General features: G+C 44.9%; 19 protein-coding genes and 1 tRNA gene. 3 read left to right on the top strand and 17 right to left on the bottom strand.

Annotated elements, in window-relative coordinates; genetic code table 11:
• Positions 1-91 precede the first annotated feature (91 nt).
• The 15 genes from urtA to JGK11_RS03660 form a co-directional block, all read right to left on the bottom strand.
• The gene (gene urtA, locus JGK11_RS03725) at positions 92-1,420 is read right to left on the bottom strand and encodes an urea ABC transporter substrate-binding protein (RefSeq protein ID WP_293175183.1); all 1,329 of its coding nucleotides are present in this window, start codon (positions 1,418-1,420) and stop codon (positions 92-94) included.
• Positions 1,421-1,762: 342 nt separating this feature from the next.
• Positions 1,763-1,835 (bottom strand) — tRNA-Ala (locus JGK11_RS03720).
• A 129-nt stretch (positions 1,836-1,964) separates the two neighbouring features.
• Positions 1,965-2,684, bottom strand: coding sequence for an HAD family phosphatase (locus JGK11_RS03715; protein WP_293210614.1), 720 nt, complete (start codon positions 2,682-2,684; stop codon positions 1,965-1,967).
• A gap of 314 nt (positions 2,685-2,998) precedes the next feature.
• The gene (locus tag JGK11_RS03710) at positions 2,999-3,898 is read right to left on the bottom strand and encodes a class I SAM-dependent methyltransferase (RefSeq protein ID WP_293175187.1); all 900 of its coding nucleotides are present in this window, start codon (positions 3,896-3,898) and stop codon (positions 2,999-3,001) included.
• 56 nt (positions 3,899-3,954) lie between these two features.
• A complete protein-coding gene (locus JGK11_RS03705) occupies positions 3,955-6,447 on the bottom strand; it encodes an ATP-binding protein (protein WP_293210612.1) in 2,493 nt (830 codons plus the stop codon).
• A 696-nt stretch (positions 6,448-7,143) separates the two neighbouring features.
• A complete protein-coding gene (locus JGK11_RS03700) occupies positions 7,144-7,869 on the bottom strand; it encodes a TVP38/TMEM64 family protein (protein WP_293175191.1) in 726 nt (241 codons plus the stop codon).
• A gap of 174 nt (positions 7,870-8,043) precedes the next feature.
• Positions 8,044-9,030, bottom strand: coding sequence for an arsenosugar biosynthesis radical SAM (seleno)protein ArsS (gene arsS / locus JGK11_RS03695; protein WP_293210610.1), 987 nt, complete (start codon positions 9,028-9,030; stop codon positions 8,044-8,046).
• A gap of 279 nt (positions 9,031-9,309) precedes the next feature.
• Positions 9,310-9,705 carry an arsenate reductase, glutathione/glutaredoxin type gene (gene arsC, locus JGK11_RS03690; RefSeq protein ID WP_293191475.1) on the bottom strand — a complete coding sequence of 132 codons (396 nt, stop codon included), beginning with the start codon at positions 9,703-9,705 and terminating at the stop codon, positions 9,310-9,312.
• Between the two features lie 268 nt (positions 9,706-9,973).
• A complete protein-coding gene (arsH, locus tag JGK11_RS03685; protein WP_293203300.1) occupies positions 9,974-10,627 on the bottom strand; it encodes an arsenical resistance protein ArsH in 654 nt (217 codons plus the stop codon).
• A 7-nt stretch (positions 10,628-10,634) separates the two neighbouring features.
• Entirely contained in the window at positions 10,635-11,342 is a 708-nt protein-coding gene (locus tag JGK11_RS03680) for an MIP/aquaporin family protein (RefSeq protein ID WP_293175199.1), read from the bottom strand.
• Positions 11,343-11,518: 176 nt separating this feature from the next.
• A complete protein-coding gene (locus JGK11_RS03675; RefSeq protein ID WP_293206260.1) occupies positions 11,519-11,878 on the bottom strand; it encodes a metalloregulator ArsR/SmtB family transcription factor in 360 nt (119 codons plus the stop codon).
• Between the two features lie 316 nt (positions 11,879-12,194).
• Positions 12,195-12,449, bottom strand: a complete 255-nt coding sequence (locus JGK11_RS03670; RefSeq protein ID WP_293175203.1) for a hypothetical protein — start codon at positions 12,447-12,449, stop codon at positions 12,195-12,197.
• Positions 12,450-12,533: 84 nt separating this feature from the next.
• Positions 12,534-12,662 carry a hypothetical protein gene (locus tag JGK11_RS32805; RefSeq protein WP_293206257.1) on the bottom strand — a complete coding sequence of 43 codons (129 nt, stop codon included), beginning with the start codon at positions 12,660-12,662 and terminating at the stop codon, positions 12,534-12,536.
• A gap of 75 nt (positions 12,663-12,737) precedes the next feature.
• Positions 12,738-13,202 carry a hypothetical protein gene (locus tag JGK11_RS03665; RefSeq protein ID WP_293195973.1) on the bottom strand — a complete coding sequence of 155 codons (465 nt, stop codon included), beginning with the start codon at positions 13,200-13,202 and terminating at the stop codon, positions 12,738-12,740.
• 236 nt (positions 13,203-13,438) lie between these two features.
• Positions 13,439-14,113 (bottom strand): HEAT repeat domain-containing protein, encoded by a 675-nt coding sequence (locus JGK11_RS03660; RefSeq protein ID WP_293142775.1) that lies wholly within the window; start codon positions 14,111-14,113, stop codon positions 13,439-13,441.
• 284 nt (positions 14,114-14,397) lie between these two features.
• Here JGK11_RS03660 and JGK11_RS03655 point away from each other — a divergent pair, with 284 nt between their 5' ends.
• The 3 genes from JGK11_RS03655 to JGK11_RS03645 all read left to right on the top strand — a co-directional run bounded on the left by JGK11_RS03655 (position 14,398) and on the right by JGK11_RS03645 (position 18,152).
• The gene (locus JGK11_RS03655) at positions 14,398-14,592 is read left to right on the top strand and encodes a helix-turn-helix domain-containing protein (protein WP_366053354.1); all 195 of its coding nucleotides are present in this window, start codon (positions 14,398-14,400) and stop codon (positions 14,590-14,592) included.
• Positions 14,549-15,457 carry an RNA-guided endonuclease TnpB family protein gene (locus JGK11_RS03650; protein WP_366053373.1) on the top strand — a complete coding sequence of 303 codons (909 nt, stop codon included), beginning with the start codon at positions 14,549-14,551 and terminating at the stop codon, positions 15,455-15,457. The genes JGK11_RS03655 and JGK11_RS03650 overlap by 44 nt, the downstream gene beginning before the upstream one ends.
• A 235-nt stretch (positions 15,458-15,692) precedes the next feature.
• Positions 15,693-18,152 carry a CBS domain-containing protein gene (locus JGK11_RS03645; RefSeq protein ID WP_293193037.1) on the top strand — a complete coding sequence of 820 codons (2,460 nt, stop codon included), beginning with the start codon at positions 15,693-15,695 and terminating at the stop codon, positions 18,150-18,152.
• 189 nt (positions 18,153-18,341) lie between these two features.
• Here the strand turns inward: JGK11_RS03645 and JGK11_RS03640 are convergent, their stop codons facing one another.
• Together JGK11_RS03640 and JGK11_RS03635 are read right to left on the bottom strand one after the other, a co-directional pair.
• Positions 18,342-20,705, bottom strand: a complete 2,364-nt coding sequence (locus JGK11_RS03640; RefSeq protein ID WP_293210606.1) for a tyrosine-protein kinase domain-containing protein — start codon at positions 20,703-20,705, stop codon at positions 18,342-18,344.
• Between the two features lie 330 nt (positions 20,706-21,035).
• Positions 21,036-21,182, bottom strand: a complete 147-nt coding sequence (locus tag JGK11_RS03635) for a hypothetical protein (RefSeq protein WP_293175215.1) — start codon at positions 21,180-21,182, stop codon at positions 21,036-21,038.
• Positions 21,183-21,200 lie beyond the last annotated feature (18 nt).

Here is a 21,200-nt window from a genome sequence, read left to right as displayed (position 1 = left end):
TGAAATCAAGATATTGTCCCCCCTCCCACCAGGGGGGTTAGGGGGGATCGAATATCTGTTGCCAACATTAAATAAAATTGGTCTTGGCTACTTATGGTGCCTTGAATTTGCCGCCTTTTGCGGGGTCAGACCAATCGCAAGAAAAACCTTTTGTTTCAGCGACAAACTGATTCCAAGGAATCGGCTTCACGGCTTCTGGCGTAGCAAAAGTGATGTTAAACAAACCATCTTCTCTCACTTCGCCCAACCGCACAAATTTAGAAAGGTGATGGTTAACTTCCAGGGTTACTTTGCCACCCGGGGCGTCAAAAGTTTGACCCAAAGCTGCTGCCCGCACTTTTTCCAAATCGTCTGGTGTTCCTGCTTTTTCGACGGCTTGCTTCCACAGGTAAACCATGATGTAAGCTGCTTCCATCGGGTCGTTAGTCACTCTGTCTTTGCCGTATTTTGCCTTGAAAGCTTCCACAAATTTTTTATTTGCCGGAGATTCCACAGTCATGAAGTAATTCCAGGCGGCGTAATGGCCTTTGAGATATTCTACGCCGATCGCCTTTACTTCTTCTTCTGCTATACTGACTGACATTGACGGATATTTGTCCGGGGTCAAACCTGCGCCCTGCAACTGTTTGAAAAATGCGACGTTGCTGTCGCCGTTGAGGGAATTGAAAATGACACCACCTTCGGGTAAAGCTGCCTTGATTTTAGTAATAATTGGCGTGACTTCTGTACCGCCCAAAGGTATGTAATCTTCCCCAACTAATTCGCCACCTTTGGCTGCTAGCTGTGCTTTGATAATAGTGTTTGCGGTGCGGGGGAAAACGTAGTCCGACCCGACTAAGAAGAATTTTTTGCCTTTATTTGCTAGCAGCCAGTCTACTGCTGGTTCGATTTGCTGGTTCGGCGCAGCCCCGGTATAAAAGATATTCTTGGAGCACTCTTGACCCTCGTATTGTACGGGATACCAGAGCATATGATTTTTTTCTTCAAATACTGGTAACACTGCTTTGCGGCTGGCGGATGTCCAGCAGCCAAAGACGGTGACAACTTTGTCTTGATCGATCAATTTTTTGGCTTTTTCGGCAAAAGTCGGCCAGTCTGAGTTGCCGTCTTCTACTATTGCTTGGATTTGTTTTCCGAGGACGCCGCCAGCTTTATTGATTTCTTCTATCGCTAATTGTTCAGCCTCCACAACGCTTTTTTCGCTGATTGACATTGTGCCGCTCAAGGAATGCAAAATTCCTACTTTGATCGTGTTCCCACTGCTGGCTGCTGGTGCTGCTGGTGTAGTTCCTGCTGCTGTGGGAGAAGCGGCTGGGGTTGCGGTTGGAGTGGGAGTTCTACAAGCTTTTAGAAATAAACTTGATGTGAGGGTAGCAGAACTGTATAAGAGAAATTTCCGCCGATCGAATCGCTTTGTCATTTTTTCTAGTTACTCCTGAATAGCTCTGTCAGATGATTGAGAATAATAACACATAGCGACTTGATATTAAGACTCGTTTTAGAAGACTGTTGTACCTTTAGATACAAAACTTATTGTTATTGACAAATTGAAGGTTTGGTGGGGATTGAGAGTAACTGCGACAGAAACCCGTTTGTCAACCCAAATACGTCTTTTCCGGAATCAGTCTGAAATTAGAAACCCGCTTTTTTTATAGCGATACCTGATGAATGTTGGGAGTTAGGCAGAAATTGCTCGATCGCACGCAAGCCAATCTCAAACCACCTCACCCGCCCAAAATTTGTAGAAATATCCCTGATTTTATGGAGAATAGCGGACTCGAACCGCTGGCCTCTGCGGTGCGATCGCAGCGCTCTACCAACTGAGCTAATTCCCCTGATTGACTTTTAATTTAACATTTTAGATGCCCGATTGCCAAATCTCAAAGGCTTACAGGTCGCATTTGTATTGAATTTGGCAGACAGTCAACTACGTTAGCACGTAACTGCTAAAAACGTCAAGTGTTTTATGCTGCTGGTGGAGTCGGGGCGATCGAGCAAAGTTGGGCTACTCTGTCTAACTCTAAATCAGCAAAATAGTCCACCGTCCAATTAGCTTGGCGCTGGATCATGTGAAACGGGTAAGTGTGAGTCACCCCCGCTACCTGAATCCCCGCTTTTTTCGCCGCTTCTATCCCTGCAAAGGTATCTTCTAATGCCAAACACTCGATCGCTTGCAAGTTAAATCCGGGATATTTCTGGTTGAGAAGTTCCACCGCCAACAGATAGCCGTCGGGTGCTGGTTTGCTCGCCATCAAGTCGTCGCCTGCGACAATTAATTCAAAGTTTGCAGCCAAACCCGATCGATCTAACACCAATTCTATATCCGATCGCATTGCCGCGCTAACTACCGCCATTTTTAGTCCGGAAACCCGAATTTTGTCAATAAATTCTGCCACACCCGAATAAATGGGCAATTTTTCCAAACTATTGATTGTTTCCTGATAAGCTTGGGCCTTGCGTAGCAGCAAGCGATCGAGGTATGTTTCTGTCAGATATCGTCCCCGGCGCTTCAGCAGTTCGGTAATACAAGCGCGATCGCTCCTTCCCAAGCACACTTCCCGAAACTCCCCACGTTTGAGTTGGAGATTTTCATCTAGCATCAGTCGATCGATTATTTTCTCGTGAATCGACTCGTCATTAATAATAACGCCATTAAAATCAAATAAAACTGCTTTTAGAGTCATTAGTCATTGGTTATTGGTTATTGGTTATTCGTTATTCGTTATTGGTTATTGGTTATTCGTTATTCGTTATTCGTTATTCGTTATTGGTTATTCGTTATTGGTTATTCGTTATTCGTTATTCGTTATTGGTTATTGGTTATTCGTTATTGAATAGCAACTCTCAACTGTTAGCTGTTAGCTGTTAGCTGTCCCAGGTCAACTGTCCACTGTCAACTGTCAACTGTCCCAGGTCAACTGTCAACTGTCCCAGGTCAACTGTCAACTGTCAATTGTCAACTGTCAATTGTCAACTGTCAACTGTCAACTGTCAACTGTCAACTGTAAGCTGGTATTCCCGGTAAATCACCATCCAAATCAGGAACCAAATCGATCGGATTCCACACCTTCGCCGCCCGCACCGGTTCCAAATCTTCCCCAGCAAGAGGTTTCACACCCTGCGTTACCTGATGCACCCACCAGTGATCCTGAGTTTGCACCGCCGCGAATCCAGCAGCCCCCGCCCAAGCATCAATACTACCAGTTGCATAAGACTTAATATAAGGCTCTTCAAAGATATCAGTCAGCCACTCTGTCTGCCGCAAAGTTTTTTGGTTTCCGTCCAAAATTGCCACTTGTCCCCCAACCTTCAGCAATCGGAAACTTTCTCGCAAAATTGCCCGCGATACCGCAGGTGGCGTCTCGTGAAACAGCAAGGAAGCTGCAACTAAATCAAAGCTGCCGTCAGCAAAAGCAACGCTTTCGGCATTTCCGTGCAACCACTCGATATTTAAGCCGGCTTTTTGCGATTTCATTTCGGCGACTACCAGCATATATGGCGACAAATCCAGGCCGACAACTTCGGCTTCGGGAAAGGCTTGTTTGAGCATCAGCGTGGTTGAGCCAGTGCCGCATCCCAAATCGATGATTCGGCGCGGCTTCACCCGCACACCGTCTATTAAGCCTTGTCTGACGACTGTTTCGTGGGGAGGCAAAACGTATTGCGTAATTGGATCGTAGGAAACCGCTGCACTGGGGTTGAGGTAGCCGCCTTCGATGCCGTGAAAGTTTTGGCTGCTGTAATATTCGGGATAAACTAGGTCTGGTTGTCGGTGGCGATCGCCCGCTGTTTCCCAGTCGATACCTTCGTAGAGTCGTTTCAGTGCTTGTTCGTCGATCGCCAGTCGTATCAGGGGCGACAAAAAGCGCTCAAAAATTGTATCCTTGCCAACAGCCATAAAACTCCTTGCACAACAACTCTTTTAATTTTAGCCAAACCCAGCCAACTTAGCATTCAATAAAGCTCCTTTACCTGCGCTGCACTCATCCGCGGCGGAACTTCCCTCTTCCTGCTTGCCTCTTGATGCCCCTCCGCGATCGGAATTTTTATCAAAAACTCCGTCCCCCCGCCCTTAGGCTGAGCAATCTTGATACTGCCGCCGTGTCCGTCTACTACAATTTTGTAGCTAATTGCTAATCCCAAACCAGTACCTTGCCCGACTGGTTTTGTAGTAAAAAATGGGTTAAAAATTTGGTCTTGAATGCTTTCGGGAATGCCAGGGCCGTTGTCGGCAATCGTCACCTTCAGAAACTTACCGCCATTTTGTCGAACTACTCCCGTAGAAATAGTAATGATTTTATCCAGGCGATCGATCTCCTTCAAAGCATCCATCGCATTGCTCAGCAAGTTCATAAACACCTGATTTAGCTGAGAGGGATAGCACTCGACTGAAGGCACTTTTCCGTATCTCTTGACTATATAAATCCCATTCTTGATCCGGTTGGAGAGCAGCAGCAAGGTATTTTCGATACCTTCGTGAATGTCCGCCAGTTTTTTGTCAGATTCATCGAGGCGAGAAAAGTTTCGCAAAGAAAGAACTATGGTGCGAATGCGTTCGGTTCCTATTTTCATAGAATTCAACATATGCGGCAAATCTTCCTCGATAAATTCCAACTCAATTGCTTCGGCAAACTCTTCGATTTCCGGAGTCACTTCTGGGAAGGTTTTTTTGTATAAACTCACCAAATCTAACAAATCTTTAGTATATTTGGTGGTGTGAGGCAAATTAGCCGAAATGAAGTTAACCGGGTTGTTGATTTCGTGAGCTATCCCGGCCACCATTTGACCCAGGGATGACATTTTCTCGCTCTGCACTAAATGAGTTTGTGTTTTTTTGAGTTCATCTAAGGCACTATTGAGCAGTTTTACTTGGTCTTGGGTTTGACTGTAAAGGTGAGATTGATTTATGGCAATTGCCAGTTGGTCTGCCACAGCTTTTAACAATTGGATCTCCTCCCCGCTCCAAAACCAATGGGTAGCATGACTGCAAATTAAATAACCCTGTCGCTCGTTTTTAGTCTCGACATGGACGGCTAAATAGCTATTAGCTTTAAGTTCGATCGGTTGACTTGCACTCTGGCTCCCAGTGTCATTCGACAGAATAATTAGCTCGCATTTATCGCTGCGGAGTGACGAATTTTCCGAAAAGTAAGGATCGAACTCGATCGCTTCTTTGGGACACTCAAATTCGCAGGATTCCCACAAAATTTGTAAGGTTTTATTTTGCGGTTCGTGCCAACCAAAAGCCGCCCGTTCTAGGTGCAGCAAATTCACTATTTCTTCCACGGTGCTTTGCACAATTTTGTCTAATTCTAGGGAATCTTGAATGCGTCCGGCAATGCGGTTTAGCATGGCTTCTCGCTCCGCTTGAACGCGATTGTTTTCGGAGGAGTAAATTAGCCAAATTGCTGCTAGCATTGCCGGGACGAGCAGTCCGCCGACGACGGATGTCAGCAAATTTAATGCTTGGAGTTGGGATTCAATATTTTCGCGGGGAATTACTAGAGCCATTGACCAGTTAACTTCGCTGAGGGAAGCATAGGCTACATACACCCATTTGTCATCTATTTTTACCAGTTCGATATTCGTCTGATGGCTGGTCATATTGCGCGCAATTGCTGCTAATCCTGGGTCTTGTGATTTTAAAAAAGTTGGGGCTGGCAGGTCGATAGTTCCGATTAATTTATTGTTGGGATGAATAATTGGCACTCCTGCTGAATTAAGCACAAAAGCATAGCTGTCAGAACCGTATTGCAAGCTGTTAGCTACAGAGGCTACTCGGTCTACTTTAATGCTGCCTGCAAGAACTCCAATTACTTTGTTGGGATTGGGGGGCAATGCCCAAAGTGGAGCTGCAATAATGATTGCTGAAAGCTTGCTGCTGCGTCCGATCAGCGGGTCGGAAACGTTGACATTTCCGTTCATCGCCTTTTGAAAGTGTTGGCGGTCTTTGGTGTTGGTGTTAGTGCCTAAAGTGTTCTGCACCGATCCATCGGCTTGAACTAATGACAATAAGAAATACTCTTTTAACCTGTAGGTTTCTCCTTGCAAAATTGGTTCAACTAATTTCCAATCGAGAGTGCGAACAGTAGGAGAGTAAGCAATGGTTTCTATTTCTGCTTTGCGACTGCTGAGCCACTTATCGATTTCTTCACTGCCTTTTTCTAATTTTAATAGTGCTATTGCCTTTAAATTGTCGAGGATTAGTCCGCGCACTACGAAATAGCTAATGCAAGCAGTGGTGCTAATGCTTAAAGCCGTGCTGCCCAGTATTAGTAGGGTCAGCAAATGGCGGCGCTGCCGTCTGTGCTGCCAAAGACTGTGCGCTTGCTGCCACCGCAATTGAGCAGAATTACTTATTTTTTGCCACAAGCGGCGCAGCTTTTTTGTTTGATGGGGTGGCTGCACAGACACAGTTCGGGCTTGATTTGCTGGGTTTTGCATCATCAAATGTTCTCGTCGAGAGTCTAATAGATCAAACGGCATTTGTTATTCGTAATCCGGCAGAATTAATATTAGATAAATAGTGAGGGTTTGAGTCCTCATTGGTTATACCAATCAGGGGTTATACCACTTTTTGTTTTTAGATTTTTGATTAGACAATTGAAAATGACTGATTAATCTTGGGATGAAGAACAGAGTTTACCAGAAAGAATTGGTTGAAAGCCTCTCCCCGATCGGGAGAAATGAAAATCAGACTATTCATTACTCCAATCCTCTGACTTCTAGGTAGAGGTCGCTCTCAAACTGTCAACTTTCAACTGTCAACTGTCAACTGTTGAAAGTGAGGTTGTTTGAGAGAAATGGCATTACATTTCTGACTTGACAAATAAATTCCGATCGCGCGATAGCATTCGGTTTTAGCATCAACTTGATATTCAGACTTTCCCTTTGCTTACTTGATATTAGTGATTTAAGATATAGTGGTTGTCAATTTTCGTGAGGTACTTGTCAGTGATCTTACGAATTGCCAATCTGTGACCTGAATCACTTGAGAATTGCTATATCTTTAATATCTATCTCGTTTTTATAACAAAATTCTTGTAAATAACACAGAGAAAATACGGAGTTTTTTAAATTAGCAATGTATTATAATGTAGGGTGAAATCCCTGTTGACAATTTGACAAATTTGCGCTATGGCTTCAAGGAGAAATTTTTGCGTCTAAAGCTTTTTTGGCCAAGCGGGTTACATAAACGGTGAGGGCGATCGTTGCTATTAAACCAATGCCGTACAAAGCCCACTCAGCAGTAGTGCGCGATCGCCCTTGCGATCCAATTGCAGCCAAACTACCAGCCAGGGAACCGATATAAACATACATCACGGTTCCGGGAATCATGCCGATCCAAGATGCGAAAAAATAGTCTCTCAGAGATACCTGCGTGACTCCAAAAGCATAGTTGAGCAAATTAAACGGAAAAATTGGCGACAGTCGCGTCAGGAGTACAATTTTCCATCCTTCTGAAGCAACGGCGGAGTCGATCGCCTGAAACTTGAGATTACCTGCTATCTGTTTGGAAACCCAATCGCGAGTTAAATATCTACCTGTTAAAAAAGCGCAAGTAGCGCCCAAAACCGATCCGATGGAAACGCAAACCGTGCCACCAACAACTCCGAACAAAACGCCAGAACCGAGAGTCAGCAAGGAACCGGGGATAAATAAAACTGTTGCTATAATGTAAATTAGAATAAAAGCTGCGGGGCCCCAAGGGCCGAGATTGGCGATCGACTCCAGGGCATTTGTCAGAATTCCTTGAAAATTGAAAAACTTGGCCGCCACAATCAAAGCCACAGCTAAACCAATCCCTAAAAACAGCTTCCACTTATTTGATGGTGGATTTTTGTCATCGGGCGATCGCAAATCATTCATTACCTAAACTCCCCGTCTAAATTGCATACATCGTCGTTTCCAGGGTAGGGACACGGCAGTGCCGTGTAGGGAGGGACACGGCAGTGCCGTGTAGGGAGGGACACGGCAGTGCCGTGTCCCTACTGTATTTCATTTTCTAGGGTAGGGAAATGGCACTGCCATGTCCTGTATTTCTCAAATCAACGTACCGCCACAACTAGAACCGCTACCCGCCGTACAGCCGTAGCAATAAGCAGCAGTTTGCACCTCTTGAATTACATCTAAACTACCAGATTCCAGCAATTTAGCAACAGTTATAGTTTCCCCGCTGCCAGTTTTCGCCGGCAGATTTTCCATTTGGTTAAAATCGCAGTCGTAAACATTGCCCAAATAGTCGATCGACAATTCGTTCCGACACATTAAATGATCCAGAGTACCAGGATTAAAATTATTTTCCAAAAACCCCAGATAAGGCTTGTGCAGTTTTTTGTGTTCCAAATGAAACTTAGTCCGTCCCACAGGCAAATTAGTAATTGCGAACAAGTGATTAAAACAAATCCCAAAATGTTCGGCTAAATACACCTGATAATCTTGCTGTAACTTGCCCTGTTCCGCCGTCAGCGAAAACTTATCTGTTGTCGGAACCTGCGGATTGTACACCAAATCTAGAATTAAATTTGGGTTGTTTCCGTAGCCCAACTGATTTAGCTTTTGCAGCGCCCGAATCGAACTGTCAAAAACACCGCTGCCGCGCATTTTGTCAACATTGTCAGCTTGGTAACAGGGAAGCGACGCCACAATTCTGAGTTGGTGTTGCGCGCAGTATTCGGGAATATCTTCAAAGCCTTTCTCAAAATAAATCGTTAAATTAGAACGAACAATGACCTCTTTACCTGCCACCCTTGCAGCTTCCGCCAGCGGTTTAAAACCGTAAAGCATCTCGGGAGCACCGCCCGTGAGATCAACAGTTTGAATTTGAGGAAAACGGCGAATGATTTCAATTAATTGTTCGCATATTTCCGGTGAAAGTTCTTCAGTTCGTGTTGGGCTAGCTTCTACGTGACAGTGAGTGCAAGCGAGATTGCAGCGTTTGCCTAGATTAATTTGTAAAACTGCGATCGGCTTTTTAGTTAAAGCTGAGTTGAGTTTATTTTTGAAAGGCGTGATTGCGGTCTGAATCATGTGCTAAATTTTTTAGTCTGTGCTCGCAACGAATTTAGAGGCGTTCTGGTGGAACGTCTCTGATAATTTAGCATGAATTCAAGGGAAGCGACAGCGACAGATTTGAATTATTCGGTACAAAGCCTCGGCGGTTAGAAACCGCGGCTACACAAGCAAAGTCTGCCTCCGCAGACTGAAGAGAAATTATTGATTGTTCAACCCGCGCAGGCGCGTGAGTGTTTTTGTAGTTGCGATTTCAATCGCCGGGTAATTCTACAACTCAGATAGCTCGGAGAAGTCTTATTTGAGGGTTTCAACTAATTTCTCAACTCTTGCTTTGATTTCACCTCGAACGCGGTGAAAAGTTTCGATTGGTTGTCCGTCGGGGTCGTCGAGTTGCCAATCTTCAAATACTTCTCGCAATACCCACGCTTCAGGTAAATTCACGCCGCAGCCGCAGAGAGAAATTACTGCATCGTAATCTTCGGCGTTGAATTCGCTTAAGGCGTTAGATGTTTGATCGGTGATATCAATGCCGATTTCTGACATGACTTGAATTGCTGTCGGGTGAACTCTGCTTGATTCTAAACCGGAACTGGTGACGGCTATTTTGTCTTTGCCGATGGTTTTAGCGAATCCTTCTGCCATTTGCGATCGACAGGAGTTTCTTTTGCAAACGAACATTACTTTTTTCATGGTGTTTTTTGGGTTGTTGGTTATTGGTTGTTAGTTATTGGTTGTTGGTTGTTAGTTAGGGCCCCGGCGGTTAGAAACCGCGGCTACACAAGCGAAGTCCACCTCCGTGGACTGAAGAAAAATCCTTGATTCTTTAACCCGCGGAGGCGGGTTTTGTCTGTGTAGCCGCGATTTCAATCGCCGGGTGATTCTTTAACCCGCGGAGGCGGGTTTTGTCTGTGTAGCCGCGATTTCAATCGCCGGGTGATTCTCCGCGATTTCAATCGCCTTAATTAACTTCCAGGGCGCGATTTGCAACTGCGATCGCCTCCTTGGCCGCTTGTTCCTTGCGTTCGCTGTGGCGATCGGTCAAATAGTCAGTGTGCTCCCGCAACAGCAAGGTAAACTTGTACAGTTCCTCCATGACATCGATCGCGCGATCGCGAAAAGGAGAATCCTTCATCGTCCCATCATCATGAAACTCCTGATAAGCCTTAGCCACCGAAGACTGATTAGGAATCGTAAACATCCGCATCCAGCGGCCCAAAATCCTCAAAGTATTCACAGCATTAAAAGACTGAGAACCGCCGCTAACCTGCATCACCGCCAAAGTTCTGCCTTGAGTCGGTCTGACAGCCCCAATACTTAAAGGAATCCAGTCAATTTGATTTTTGATAATGCCCGTAATATTGCCGTGCATTTCTGGACTCGACCAAACTTGACCCTCCGACCAAAGGCTCAATTCCCGCAATTCTTGAACCTTCGGATGCGTATCGGGAACGCTGCCATAAATCGGCAATTCTAGAGGATTGAAAAACCGAACTTCTGCACCGAAATCGTCAATAATTCGAGCCGATTCTTCCGCCAACAAGCGGCTGTAAGAACGCTCTCTTAACGAGCCATATAAAAACAGAATTCTCGGTTTATGCGTGAAATTTGCCATAATCCTTTCAATTAAAATCCCGAAATCCGTTAGATATTTGTCGGTAAACAGCGACGGCTAACTGCGCGCCCCAAATTGGAGCAACCCAGTAAACCCAGTGGTGTTCCCAAATGCCACCAATTAAGGTCGGGCCGAGCGATCGCGCCGGATTCATGCTCGCTCCCGTAATTGGCCCCATAAATGCAGCTTCCAAGCCTACGGTCAAGCCAATTGCTATCCCCGCAAAACCGATATGAGCGCGCCTGTCAAGCCCCGAACCCAGAATCACAAACATCAGGATAAAAGTCAGAACTGTTTCTAAAATTAGAGACTGCAACCAATTACCGTTAAGAGGGATAGTTGCACCGAGATTTCCCACTTTTCCTAAGCTAATTAGTAGCAGTGTGGAAGCTGCGATCGCCCCCGCACACTGCGCCAAAATGTAAGGCAAAACTTTGTATTTTGGGAAAAAACCGCTCGCCCAAAATCCTAAAGTTACGGCTGGGTTAAAGTGCGCGCCGCTGATATGCCCGATCGCATAAATCATCGCGGCTACAACTGCACCAAATACAAAACTAACGCCCAAATGAGTGACAGCACCACCGCTAATTTTGTTCACCATCACCGCGCCGGTGCCTGCAAAAACTAGAATAAACGTGCCGAGGCATTCCGCGATCGCTTCTCGACTGCAATCTCGATTTTCGCCCGAAGCTAACTTCTTTGCTGCTGCACCCATCGCTCTCAACTCATTGGTTCCAAATCATCATATCAAAAAAAGTTGATGTGTCAAGTCTATTGGTTCGATCCTTCGGACTTTAGTCCGCATCAAGCCAGGACTCTTCGTCGGAACGATCGAACCAATAGCGGTTACTTTACCGGACACGATATTACTAATCAAGAAATATTGATATGTCAACCCGCATCGGAACAAGGGCGCGCCGGCAGGATCTGGCTAAAGCGCCGATAGTCCGACAGGTACTCTTCCAGGGCGAGAAACTGAGCTAGATTGAGGCTGTAGTAGATCCAGCGGCCTTCTTGGCGACTGCGAACTAAACCGGCTTCTTTTAGGGTTTTGAGGTGGAAAGAGAGTTTAGACTGAGGGACTCCAAGCCGATCGCACAAGTCGCAAACGCACAACTCCTGTTCCCGCAGCAACTCCAGAATCTGAATCCGCAGGGGGTCAGAAAGAGCGTGAAAGCCAGCGGAGACCAATTTTTGCTCAATTGGGGGCTGTGGAATGCGATCGGGCTTGGCTGTCGAATTTTTAATCATCAATTATAGGCGAAGGAAGAAGCAAGAAGCAAGAAGCAAGAAAAGCAACGGTTTCAGCAATTAAGAACGTCCTCACTGTCGGGCGTGGTTGCTATATTAGAACTGAAGTGCAAAAGTTCTTTCAATCAAATTTTAGGACGGGCTAGAAGCCCATTCCACAAGAAAAAAAAGTTTGTGGGATGGGCTTCTAGCCCGTCCTCAGTATTTTTACAATTCAAGTCTATTGTAAAAAAATCCATACAAACCATCATATTTTGTCAGGCTTCATCCCTGAAAACTGCTGAATTTAGCATCGATAGATTCTTCCGAGTAGATATTACTTCGGATTCTGTACCCGCGCCGGCACATCAGTCAATCCGGCTTTTTGCATCAGCGAAATCACACCTACAGATAGAACCCCACCAATCACTACCCCGACAACTATCAGAATCAGAAATAATTTTTGGAGAGTTTTTTTAGTAGCTGGGTGGTACTGTCTCGGCAACTCTTCACCTCGATCGTCAGGTTGTTGCTCCAAGGGGTCTAGCGGATCGGAGGGATTTGAGTTAAAAGGATTCGGTGCTTGATTCATGGCTAGTTATGGTTAAAGGATGTAAACAACTATTTTAACTTGCGATTTGCCATCACAGCTTACATCATACATTCAGAATTTTACTCAACACTCGATAAAATTTATTAAGATACCGAGGATTTTAGAAACATTATTGATAAAATATTCGTCGGTGTCAATCTCGATCGCAATTCCTTCTAGCTTAAAGAATTTCCAGATACTTCCTGTTGTCACAACTCCCCCAAATCGAAAATCTAAAATCCTCTCTTCCCCCGAATTTATCCGTGGGGTTAATCTAAAATCTAAAATCTAAAATCTAAAATCTAAAATCGATTGACGCTGGTTAAATATTTGGGCTGCGATCGTTTCTGCCATGCACTCCCCTAAGCCGGATAGAATGTTGTCGTTTTTTGCTTCAACCAAAGCGATGACTGGGGATTCGATGACTAGCTGTTCGGGCGATCGGCTAATTAGAAAATCGCAATAACCGCTCAAACCCCTAGCAGGGTCTACAGTAAACTCTCTACCTGAAAATAAACTCATCCGTTCCGGCAGCCGTTTTTTGATTTCAACTAATATCGGCGCGACAATTAGCTCGGAGCGAGCTTTATCGGAATTATTTTCTAGTGCTAAAGGTAGATTAAATTGCAAAGTTTCTTGCAAAAAAATGCTGGGTTCTATTTCGGGAATGTCGGCAAACAAGCCAACCCTCCTAGTAAAAGTTATGCCAAAATTTCTCTTAATTTGTTCGAGGCTAAATTGACTGTACGGCATTTAACTCCCTCTTCCAACACAATCAAAAAACCTCTCGCCCTCATTCACTCTCTGGCCTTGAAAAACCTCTGCGTTTATCTGTGTTTATCCCAAGAGCATCTGCGGTTGTTCTATCAATCAAAGATTTAGGCAATTCAAGTCTAATAACTTGTTTAAAACATCGCAAAGAGGGCTGGGCGGGTTTATCTGATTCTACTGCTTTTACAGATTTTTGGTGAACCCGCCTCTAAAAAATTTTAGGCTTCTGTTTTCTCTAAGCGATTGAGAGAAAATGTTGCGGCCTCAGCTACTTGAGAATTTTTATCTTTTTCTAAGTATTTCAAAGCCGAAACACTCTTCACACTCGGCAAATTGCCCAAAGCTTCAGCCAGCCTCTGACGGATCAGCCAATCTTCTGACTGAGCAAAGTTGAGGATGCGATCGATCGCGTCAATTGCCTTAATTTCCCCCAAAGCCGAAATCGCCGCCTGCTGGATCACCACTTGTTCGCAGTCGAGAGCTTTCAGCAGCACGTCGCGAGCCCGCGGATCTTTGAGATTTCCCAGAGAAACCGCCGCACTAAAGCGCACCAGCCATTCAGTATCTTCGTAAAAAGCGCGCACCAAAGCCTCAAAAGCTCTGATATCTTCCAGATAGCCCAAAGCACCAGCAGCGTCAGCGCGAATCCCGTAATCTGGGTCAGTTTCTAGCAATTTGACTAGAATGGGATAGCACTCTGCTGTCGGTTTGACTCCCAGAGCAAACACAGCCATCGATCGCACTTGCAAACTTTCGTCGTTCAACACCTTTTTAATCAAAGGTACAGCCGTTTCAGCCGACACGTTTCGCAAGTTAGCCAAAGCCACCATGCGATCGGCTGAGTTTTCGCTTTCTAACTTGGCTGCAATTTGCTCTAAGCTTAAAGTTGTCATTATCGGTAAATTTTGTAGTAAAACTTTACATTCGGCTTATTTTGATTATAGGGGAGTCTCAGGAAAAAAGCAGGGAGTAAAAACCGACCCAGGATTTGAACTCAGTGAAATTACGGATTAGTGAGAGTATTAATCTAAAGCTCAAATTGCATGAAAATAATCAATGAGCTAGTCCTTAGCTAGCGATTAAATAGACAAAGTGGTACACTTATAGACAAAATCCTGGTGTACCATGCGATCGCCTCGCTAAATTGAACAAAGAAATACAGTGTTGAGGTCGAACAATGCTTTTATCCATCAAAACAAAGTTAAAGCTAAACAAGAGTCAGGCAACAGTCATGAGCAAACACGCTGGAATAGCGAGGTTTACTTATAACTGGGGATTGGCTACTTGGAGCCACCTTTATCAAGATGGATTGAAGCCCAACAAATACCATTTGCCAGAAGATAACTCAATATGCTTTCGACAATCTTGGTGATTCCTTCTCCTTATTTTTCTCAAAAAAAGCTGGATATCCCAAATTCAAGAAAAAGGGTCATCATGATTCTTTCACGATAGATGCAGGTGGTAAACCAATCCCGGTAGGTGGTACGTCCATAAAGCTACCAACAATCGGTTGGGTAAAAACCTACGAAGGATTGCCTCACACTACCTGTAAGTCAATCACTATTTCACGTACCGCCGACAGTTGGTTTATTGCTTTTGCCTACGAACAGGAGTATGAACCAACTGTAAAGCAACACGATGTCGTGGGTGTTGACCTAGGAGTTAAAGAGTTGGCAACCCTTTCGACGGGAGTTGTTTTCCCTAACCCAAAGCATTACAAAACGCATCTCAGTAAGTTGCGTAGACTGTCAAAGGAATTATCGAGAAAGACGAAAGGCTCTAGCAATAGATTTAAGGCGAAACAAAGGTTAGCAAAACATCATGCTAAAGTAGCGAATCTCAGAAAAAATACTCTCCATCAAATTACTACTTACTTAGGCAAAAACCACGCAACGATAGTAGTAGAAGATTTAAATGTTTCTGGGTTACTGTCTAATCACAAGCTAGCTCAAGTCATCGCGGATTGTGGATTCTATGAATTCAAACGTCAACTGGAATACAAAGCTAAAAAGTTTGGCTGTGAAGTAATCATTGCTGATCGCTGGTTTCCTTCGAGTAAAACTTGTTCAAACTGCGGACATATTCAAGATATGCCACGGGCAGAAAGGACTTACAACTGTGGAAATTGCGGTCATTCGATGGACAGGGATTTGAACGCAGCAATTAATTTATCGCGCTTGGCTTTCATCGTGAAAGCTTACCGAGGGATAACCGCTCCCATGCTCCCGATGAAGTAAGAAGCAAATGTCTAGACTTGTCTAGGATTTGTATAGCAGCAAGTCTATTATTTAAAATTCAACCACAGGCGAGGTGTTTGGGCCCTTACCTAAGGCTTTGCCCAATTGTTATACCATTTTCACAAAATAATGCAACTCTAGGGAAGCTCCAAACCGTTATGTAATAAGCTATTCCCAATCGAAAATCAAAAATCGAAAATGGTATTACCCGTCCTCCGATCACCTGCAATTAACTATGCCCTTTTATCACCCGCCCTTTTACTCCTCAGCCTTAGAACAAGCGATCGACCGCTACCCCCTAACTGCCGGGCCAGAAACTTCCTTAGCAGTGGCGATCGCCCTGATGAGTCAGTTGCAAAACAGTTGTCCCCTAGTCAAAGGGCCTTTACCCTCAGACAAGGGGGCGATGACCGAATCATCACCGCCGGACAAGGTGCGGGCCCGCTGCGTCCTCGTCGTGCAGAACCAGCAGACTATCACCACAGGCAACTTATCCGAAAACCCCAGTCGCGGGCTGTTAATCGGCATATTAACCCCCGCCGACTTAGTGAGGCTGATTGCTTCTGGCAAAATAAACAGCCTGCAAAAAGTAGCCCTCCACAAAATACCAATTGCCGAAGTCATGTCCCCCGTGTCGGTTTCCCTCACAGAATCCGACGATCAAGACGTGTTTACCGCTTTATCGTTATTTCGCCAGCACCGAATTCGCTATTTGCCTATTGTCAATCAATTCCGGCACTTGGTAGGAGTGCTGACGCGGGAAAGAATTCGCCAAGTATTGCAACCTTCCAACATTCTCAAATTGCGGCGGGTAGCAGAATTGATGACTACGCCAATTACAGCGCCCCACACCGCCTCGCTGCTGAGCATAAGCGAACTGATGTCCGAGCATCAAGTCAGTTGCGTAGTCATTACCAAAAACAAAGAATTAACAATGGAGAAGCCCAAAGAGGACTCTACCTCCGTTTTTCACTATTCCTTTCACCAACCTTTGGGAATTGTTACCGAATACGACATCGTGCAAGCACAGTATCTCGAACTAAATTTCGAGCAAACTCCAGCTCAAAAAGTCATGAGAACTCCCCTGCAATTTCTGGAACCTTCCGATTCCCTGTGGACGGCGCACAAACAAATGCAGCAGCAACAAGTGCAGCGGTTGGTCGTGTGCGGCGGGCGCGGAGAACTGCTGGGAATTATTACTCAAACCAGCTTGCTCAGAGTTCTCGATCCGACCGAAATGTACCGAGTTGTCAAACAGTTGCAGCAGTCGGTTTATCAACTGCAATCGGAAAAATTGGAACTGCTGCAAAGCCGCAATGCTAAATTGGAACAGCAGGTGCGCGAACGGACTGCCAAACTCCACGAACAGGTGCAGCGCGATCGGCTGTTAACTCAAATTTCCTTCCGGATTCACCAATCCTTAAACCTCGAAGAAATTCTCAACGCCAGCGTCGATGAAGTCCGGCAAGTTTTGCAAGCCGACAGAGTAGCGATCGTGCGTTGGGAGTCGAGCAATTTTGGCATTTTTGTGGCAGAATCCGTTGCCCCCAAGTGGTCTTCTATCTTGGGAGAAATCATGCCAGACAATATTTGGCAGGAAGCTGCATTTGCGATCGAACAGGAGATCTATGCCGTCTCAGACATCGACAAAGCTAGTTTGAGTGCCGAAAAATATGCGCGGTTGCAGCAAGCGCAAATCAAATCTTATTTAATTGTACCAATTTTGCAAGACGGCAATTTGTGGGGGATGATGTGGGTTCATCAGTGTTCCAAATCCCGGAAGTGGCAGGCTTCGGAATTGGATTTGCTGCTGCAACTGGCAACTCAAATCGCGATCGCCATTCAGCAAGCCCAACTCTACCAGCAAGTACAAAATCTCAATGCCGACCTCGAACGCCAAGTCCAAGAACGCACCACCCAATTGCAACAAAAAGTGCAGGAACTCCAGCATTTAAACGTTCTAAAAGATGAATTTCTCAGCACGGTTTCTCACGAATTGCGGACGCCTTTATCTAATATGAAAATGGCTATTCATATGCTGAGAATTTCTCCCACCCCAGACCGACGCCAGATTTATTTAGAAATTTTAGAAACAGAATGTACTAGAGAAACCGATTTGATTAATGCTTTGCTCGATTTGCAGCGGCTCGAAGCAGCAACTTGTCCGATTGACCTCGAACCAGTAAACTTAGATGTGTGGCTGCCTACGATTATCGACCCGTTTTACACGCGAGCCCAGAACCGCCACCAGCATTTGCGAGTAGAGTGCGATCGCCACCTCCCCACGATCAGTTCCAACCGCGCTAGTTTGGGACGGATTTTAGCAGAACTCCTCAACAATGCCTGCAAGTATACTGCCAATGAGGGCGAAATCTCTTTGAAAGTTGAGTGCAAAAAGGGAGACGGGGAAAAAGCAGAAAGCGGGAAAAATTCCGCACAAGCAAGTGTTAGGGCTTCGGAAATTCAATTTACATTCAGCAATCAATCTTCCATTGCGATCGAAGAATTGCCTCGAATTTTCGATAAATTTTATCGAGTTCCCAATGCCGATCCCTGGAAACAAGGAGGTACAGGTTTGGGTTTAGCTTTGGTTCAAAAACTTGTGGAACAGTTACAGGGAAAAATTGAGGTTGAAAGCAGCAAGGGCTGGACTAATTTTACTGTCACATTTCCTACCAAGCCAGATGCGAATTAGTCCGCTACCAGCCGATTTTAGATTTGAGATTGACTTGCAGCGCAGAGAATCTGGGAACTTGAACAGGAGTGTAAAATTTTGGGGTGGGTCATCTTTTTTACTCTTATACCAACGGTCAACGGTCAACGGTCAACGGTCAACGGTCAACTGTCAACAGTCAACAGTCAACAGTCAACAGTCAACAGAATCTCATTCTTTTTTGGGAGCTAGTTTGTGGATGCCTGACGGTACTGGTGCCAAATTCAAATATTCATGTTTATCTTCCACAAGTGATGATGATTTAGATATTTGATACTTCTTGCCTTTGGTGGGGTGATTAGCAACGGTGCCCAAGCAGGGTATGCCAAAATTTTCTAATTGACTAAAAACTGTTTTGACTACAGAAAACTTCACCTGGCGAACTGATACAACCATCAGTATTCCATCTGTGCGCGCTGCTAAAAAATTCGTATCTTTACTGTCAACCAGCGGTGGCGTATCATAGATAACTAAGTCAAATGTTGCGTGCAGTTCTTCCATTAAATACTGCATTTGAGATGAGGCAAGCCGTCTGGCAGTACCGGGGACAGGAATACCGGCTGTTAATACAAACAGATTATCTGCTAGGTGCGATCGCTGGATAATTTCATCCGGTTCATTTTTATTTTCGAGCAAGTTGCTCAATCCATTGACATTAGGCAGTTCCAACAGCCTATGCAGGCTGGGTGAATGCAAGTTCGCGTCTACCAACAGCACTCGCTGACCCGCCAGCGCTGCCACGTGGGCTAGATTTAAAGCAACGGTAGATTTGCCTTCGCCAACTGTAGCCGAACCAACTACCAAAGAGCTAATCGTTCGATTTGAAGAAAGAAAGCGGATATTAGTATAAAGAGAGTCAAAAGCTTCTATAAATTCCGAAGCATTTTTATGATTCCCCTGTTTGCCTTCAAGATAAGCATAGGCATTAGCAATAGAAGGCGGAAATTTTTTAGCATTTTTGTCACGAGGAATTACTCCCAATAAAGGCGCATCAAACGCATCTTTAATGTCATCAGCACAGTAGAAAACATTGCGGATTTTTTCAATAAGAATAGCCGCTCCCAGACCGAACACGAGTCCTCCAAAAATTCCCATCACAAAGTTGTTTGTACTTTTCGATGCAACTGGAATAAATTTGCCTGATTTGATATCTTTGGGTATCTGGGGTTGAGAAATAATTTCCCAAGGTATTTGGCTTTGGGCTGCTTGGACGCGCAGAGTTTCCCGCTGAGTTAAAAGTTGCTGGCGGCTGGTGGAGGCTATGTCTAATTGCTGTTGCAGTTCGTTGTAGCGACGAGCTACAATCGGAAAATCTCTTAATTTTCGGGTCAACTCTTCTTTACTTTGGGCGATCGCCTGACTGCGAGCTTCTAAGACTTGAACTTGGTTCGCAGTATCCACCAATTGTTTGATCAAGCCTATGCGAATCGAGTTTTGAAAATTCTGAACTTTAGAATTGGCTTGAGAGCCTACCAAATTTTGCCCCAAAATGCGATCGGTTTGCTTGTTGAGCAAAGCTACTAAATTTGCCCGCTTGCGCTCTAAAGCTTCTACTATAGGGTTAGCAGATTTAAAACGAGCTGTTTCTACAGCAATCTGACCTTCTACTTCCTTAACCTTGGTCAGCAACTCTTTATATTGAGGTTCTTCACTTAAAGCTGAAGCCGCAATAGCTTCATTTGGTGTAAAATCTAATTGTTTTTGCAAGTTAGCGTACAGCATTCTCTGTTCCTGGAGTAGCCTTTGAGTTTCTAACTCTAAAGTTTCCATAGCGCGAACTTGCACGATCAATTGCGCGCCTTGTTCTTTAGGATCGGTAATTTTTTGCTGCTGCTGTATCATCTGTAACTCAGACTTCAGGTCATTTACGCGCTTGTTGAGTGCCGGAAGCTGGTTTTCAATAAAATTAACACCTTGACCAATGCGAGTCTTGCGTTCGTCAAGGCTGTACTTTAAATATTTCTTTTTAGTTTCTTCTAAAACGAACTGAACTAAGTCAGGCTCTTGCCCGAGGAAACGAACTTCCAAAATTTTAGTTTGCGTCAACTCATTTTCTCCGAGGCGCAACACGAGTAATCCTTTTTTAAGAAGTTCCTCGGTCATTTTTGGATATTTTTGTTGGACTTGTTTGGTAATAGCCGACAGCATCTGAGGACTCTGGAGAATTTGAAGCTGAGTTGGATAGTCCAAACTAAAAAATTCTCGATTAGGCACTCCACCCCCCTCACCGCGATTGGCGAGGGCAGATGCGTCGGTAAGTCTTGCCTCCGTTGTCACGGGTTCCACCAGTATCCGAAAATCGCCTTGATATGTTTTCTTGCCTCCCTTGACCTTATAATAAACTGCACCGCCTGCTAGGGCTACAATCGCAATGATGACTAGGGCTTGTCGTTGAAAAGTCCTGAACAAGGGCTTTAGATTCAATCCTTTCTGGGGTGCCCCGCTTAACTCTTCTCCCTCGTCAACGGGAAATTGCTGCACCTGTCTGCTCTGGTTGCTAATTGGTACGATATGAGCGTCATGTTCTTTTTCCATGTTGACCTCTTTCATATTGTTTTGGTAAAATCAGCTTGGTTCTGCGAGCCTTCTGGTTGATACTTTCACCCTTGACTTCAGGATATCACAGGAGATTCTGGGTTGGTTGGTTCTATTTCCTGCCAATAGTTCTCACTACTTTCACATAATATACAAAAATAACTAAATTCATATCTTGTGCCGGCTGCAAATGTTGTTTTACTAACTCAAGAGAGAGTTGTCTCCGACTGTATTTCTGGCGGCTGTGTTCTGCTTGTATTCCTGGTTTATCGGTGACTCTACCAAGTTTTTCTGGTATCCCTGACCTTCACCGCAGCTCGCGCCATAACTTTACCAAAATTTTACAATTTTACGCCACACGCGGGGGGCCGATCGCCCTGGTATTGCCTTGTCATCTCTGCCATTTTTGAGATCGCCACCAATAGCAGCACTACCTGTTAACTTACCCACGAACCGATCGGCTAAAAAGTTTTGCATTTTATACGTAGATATAAT

Origin of the sequence: Microcoleus sp. PH2017_34_RAT_O_A, assembly GCF_020737885.1 — a bacterium.
Lineage (GTDB): Bacteria > Cyanobacteriota > Cyanobacteriia > Cyanobacteriales > Microcoleaceae > Microcoleus.
Note: the sequence above shows the minus strand (reverse complement) of the source record. Positions and strands in the feature narration are given on the sequence as shown.

Bases quoted from the DNA above. Each gene is read 5' to 3' on its own strand.
- JGK11_RS03660 (WP_293142775.1), bottom strand. From the start codon at position 14,113: ATGACAACTTTAAGCTTAGAGCAAATTGCAGCCAAGTTAGAAAGCGAA.
- arsS (WP_293210610.1), bottom strand. From the start codon at position 9,030: ATGATTCAGACCGCAATCACGCCTTTCAAAAATAAACTCAACTCAGCT.
- JGK11_RS03705 (WP_293210612.1), bottom strand. From the start codon at position 6,447: ATGATGCAAAACCCAGCAAATCAAGCCCGAACTGTGTCTGTGCAGCCA.
- JGK11_RS03715 (WP_293210614.1), bottom strand. From the start codon at position 2,684: ATGACTCTAAAAGCAGTTTTATTTGATTTTAATGGCGTTATTATTAAT.
- urtA (WP_293175183.1), bottom strand. From the start codon at position 1,420: ATGACAAAGCGATTCGATCGGCGGAAATTTCTCTTATACAGTTCTGCT.
- JGK11_RS03655 (WP_366053354.1), top strand. From the start codon at position 14,398: ATGCTTTTATCCATCAAAACAAAGTTAAAGCTAAACAAGAGTCAGGCA.
- JGK11_RS03680 (WP_293175199.1), bottom strand. From the start codon at position 11,342: ATGGGTGCAGCAGCAAAGAAGTTAGCTTCGGGCGAAAATCGAGATTGC.
- arsC (WP_293191475.1), bottom strand. From the start codon at position 9,705: ATGAAAAAAGTAATGTTCGTTTGCAAAAGAAACTCCTGTCGATCGCAA.
- JGK11_RS03665 (WP_293195973.1), bottom strand. From the start codon at position 13,202: ATGCCGTACAGTCAATTTAGCCTCGAACAAATTAAGAGAAATTTTGGC.
- JGK11_RS03670 (WP_293175203.1), bottom strand. From the start codon at position 12,449: ATGAATCAAGCACCGAATCCTTTTAACTCAAATCCCTCCGATCCGCTA.
- JGK11_RS03675 (WP_293206260.1), bottom strand. From the start codon at position 11,878: ATGATTAAAAATTCGACAGCCAAGCCCGATCGCATTCCACAGCCCCCA.
- JGK11_RS03645 (WP_293193037.1), top strand. From the start codon at position 15,693: ATGCCCTTTTATCACCCGCCCTTTTACTCCTCAGCCTTAGAACAAGCG.
- JGK11_RS03710 (WP_293175187.1), bottom strand. From the start codon at position 3,898: ATGGCTGTTGGCAAGGATACAATTTTTGAGCGCTTTTTGTCGCCCCTG.
- JGK11_RS03700 (WP_293175191.1), bottom strand. From the start codon at position 7,869: ATGAATGATTTGCGATCGCCCGATGACAAAAATCCACCATCAAATAAG.
- arsH (WP_293203300.1), bottom strand. From the start codon at position 10,627: ATGGCAAATTTCACGCATAAACCGAGAATTCTGTTTTTATATGGCTCG.
- JGK11_RS03635 (WP_293175215.1), bottom strand. From the start codon at position 21,182: ATGCAAAACTTTTTAGCCGATCGGTTCGTGGGTAAGTTAACAGGTAGT.
- JGK11_RS03640 (WP_293210606.1), bottom strand. From the start codon at position 20,705: ATGGAAAAAGAACATGACGCTCATATCGTACCAATTAGCAACCAGAGC.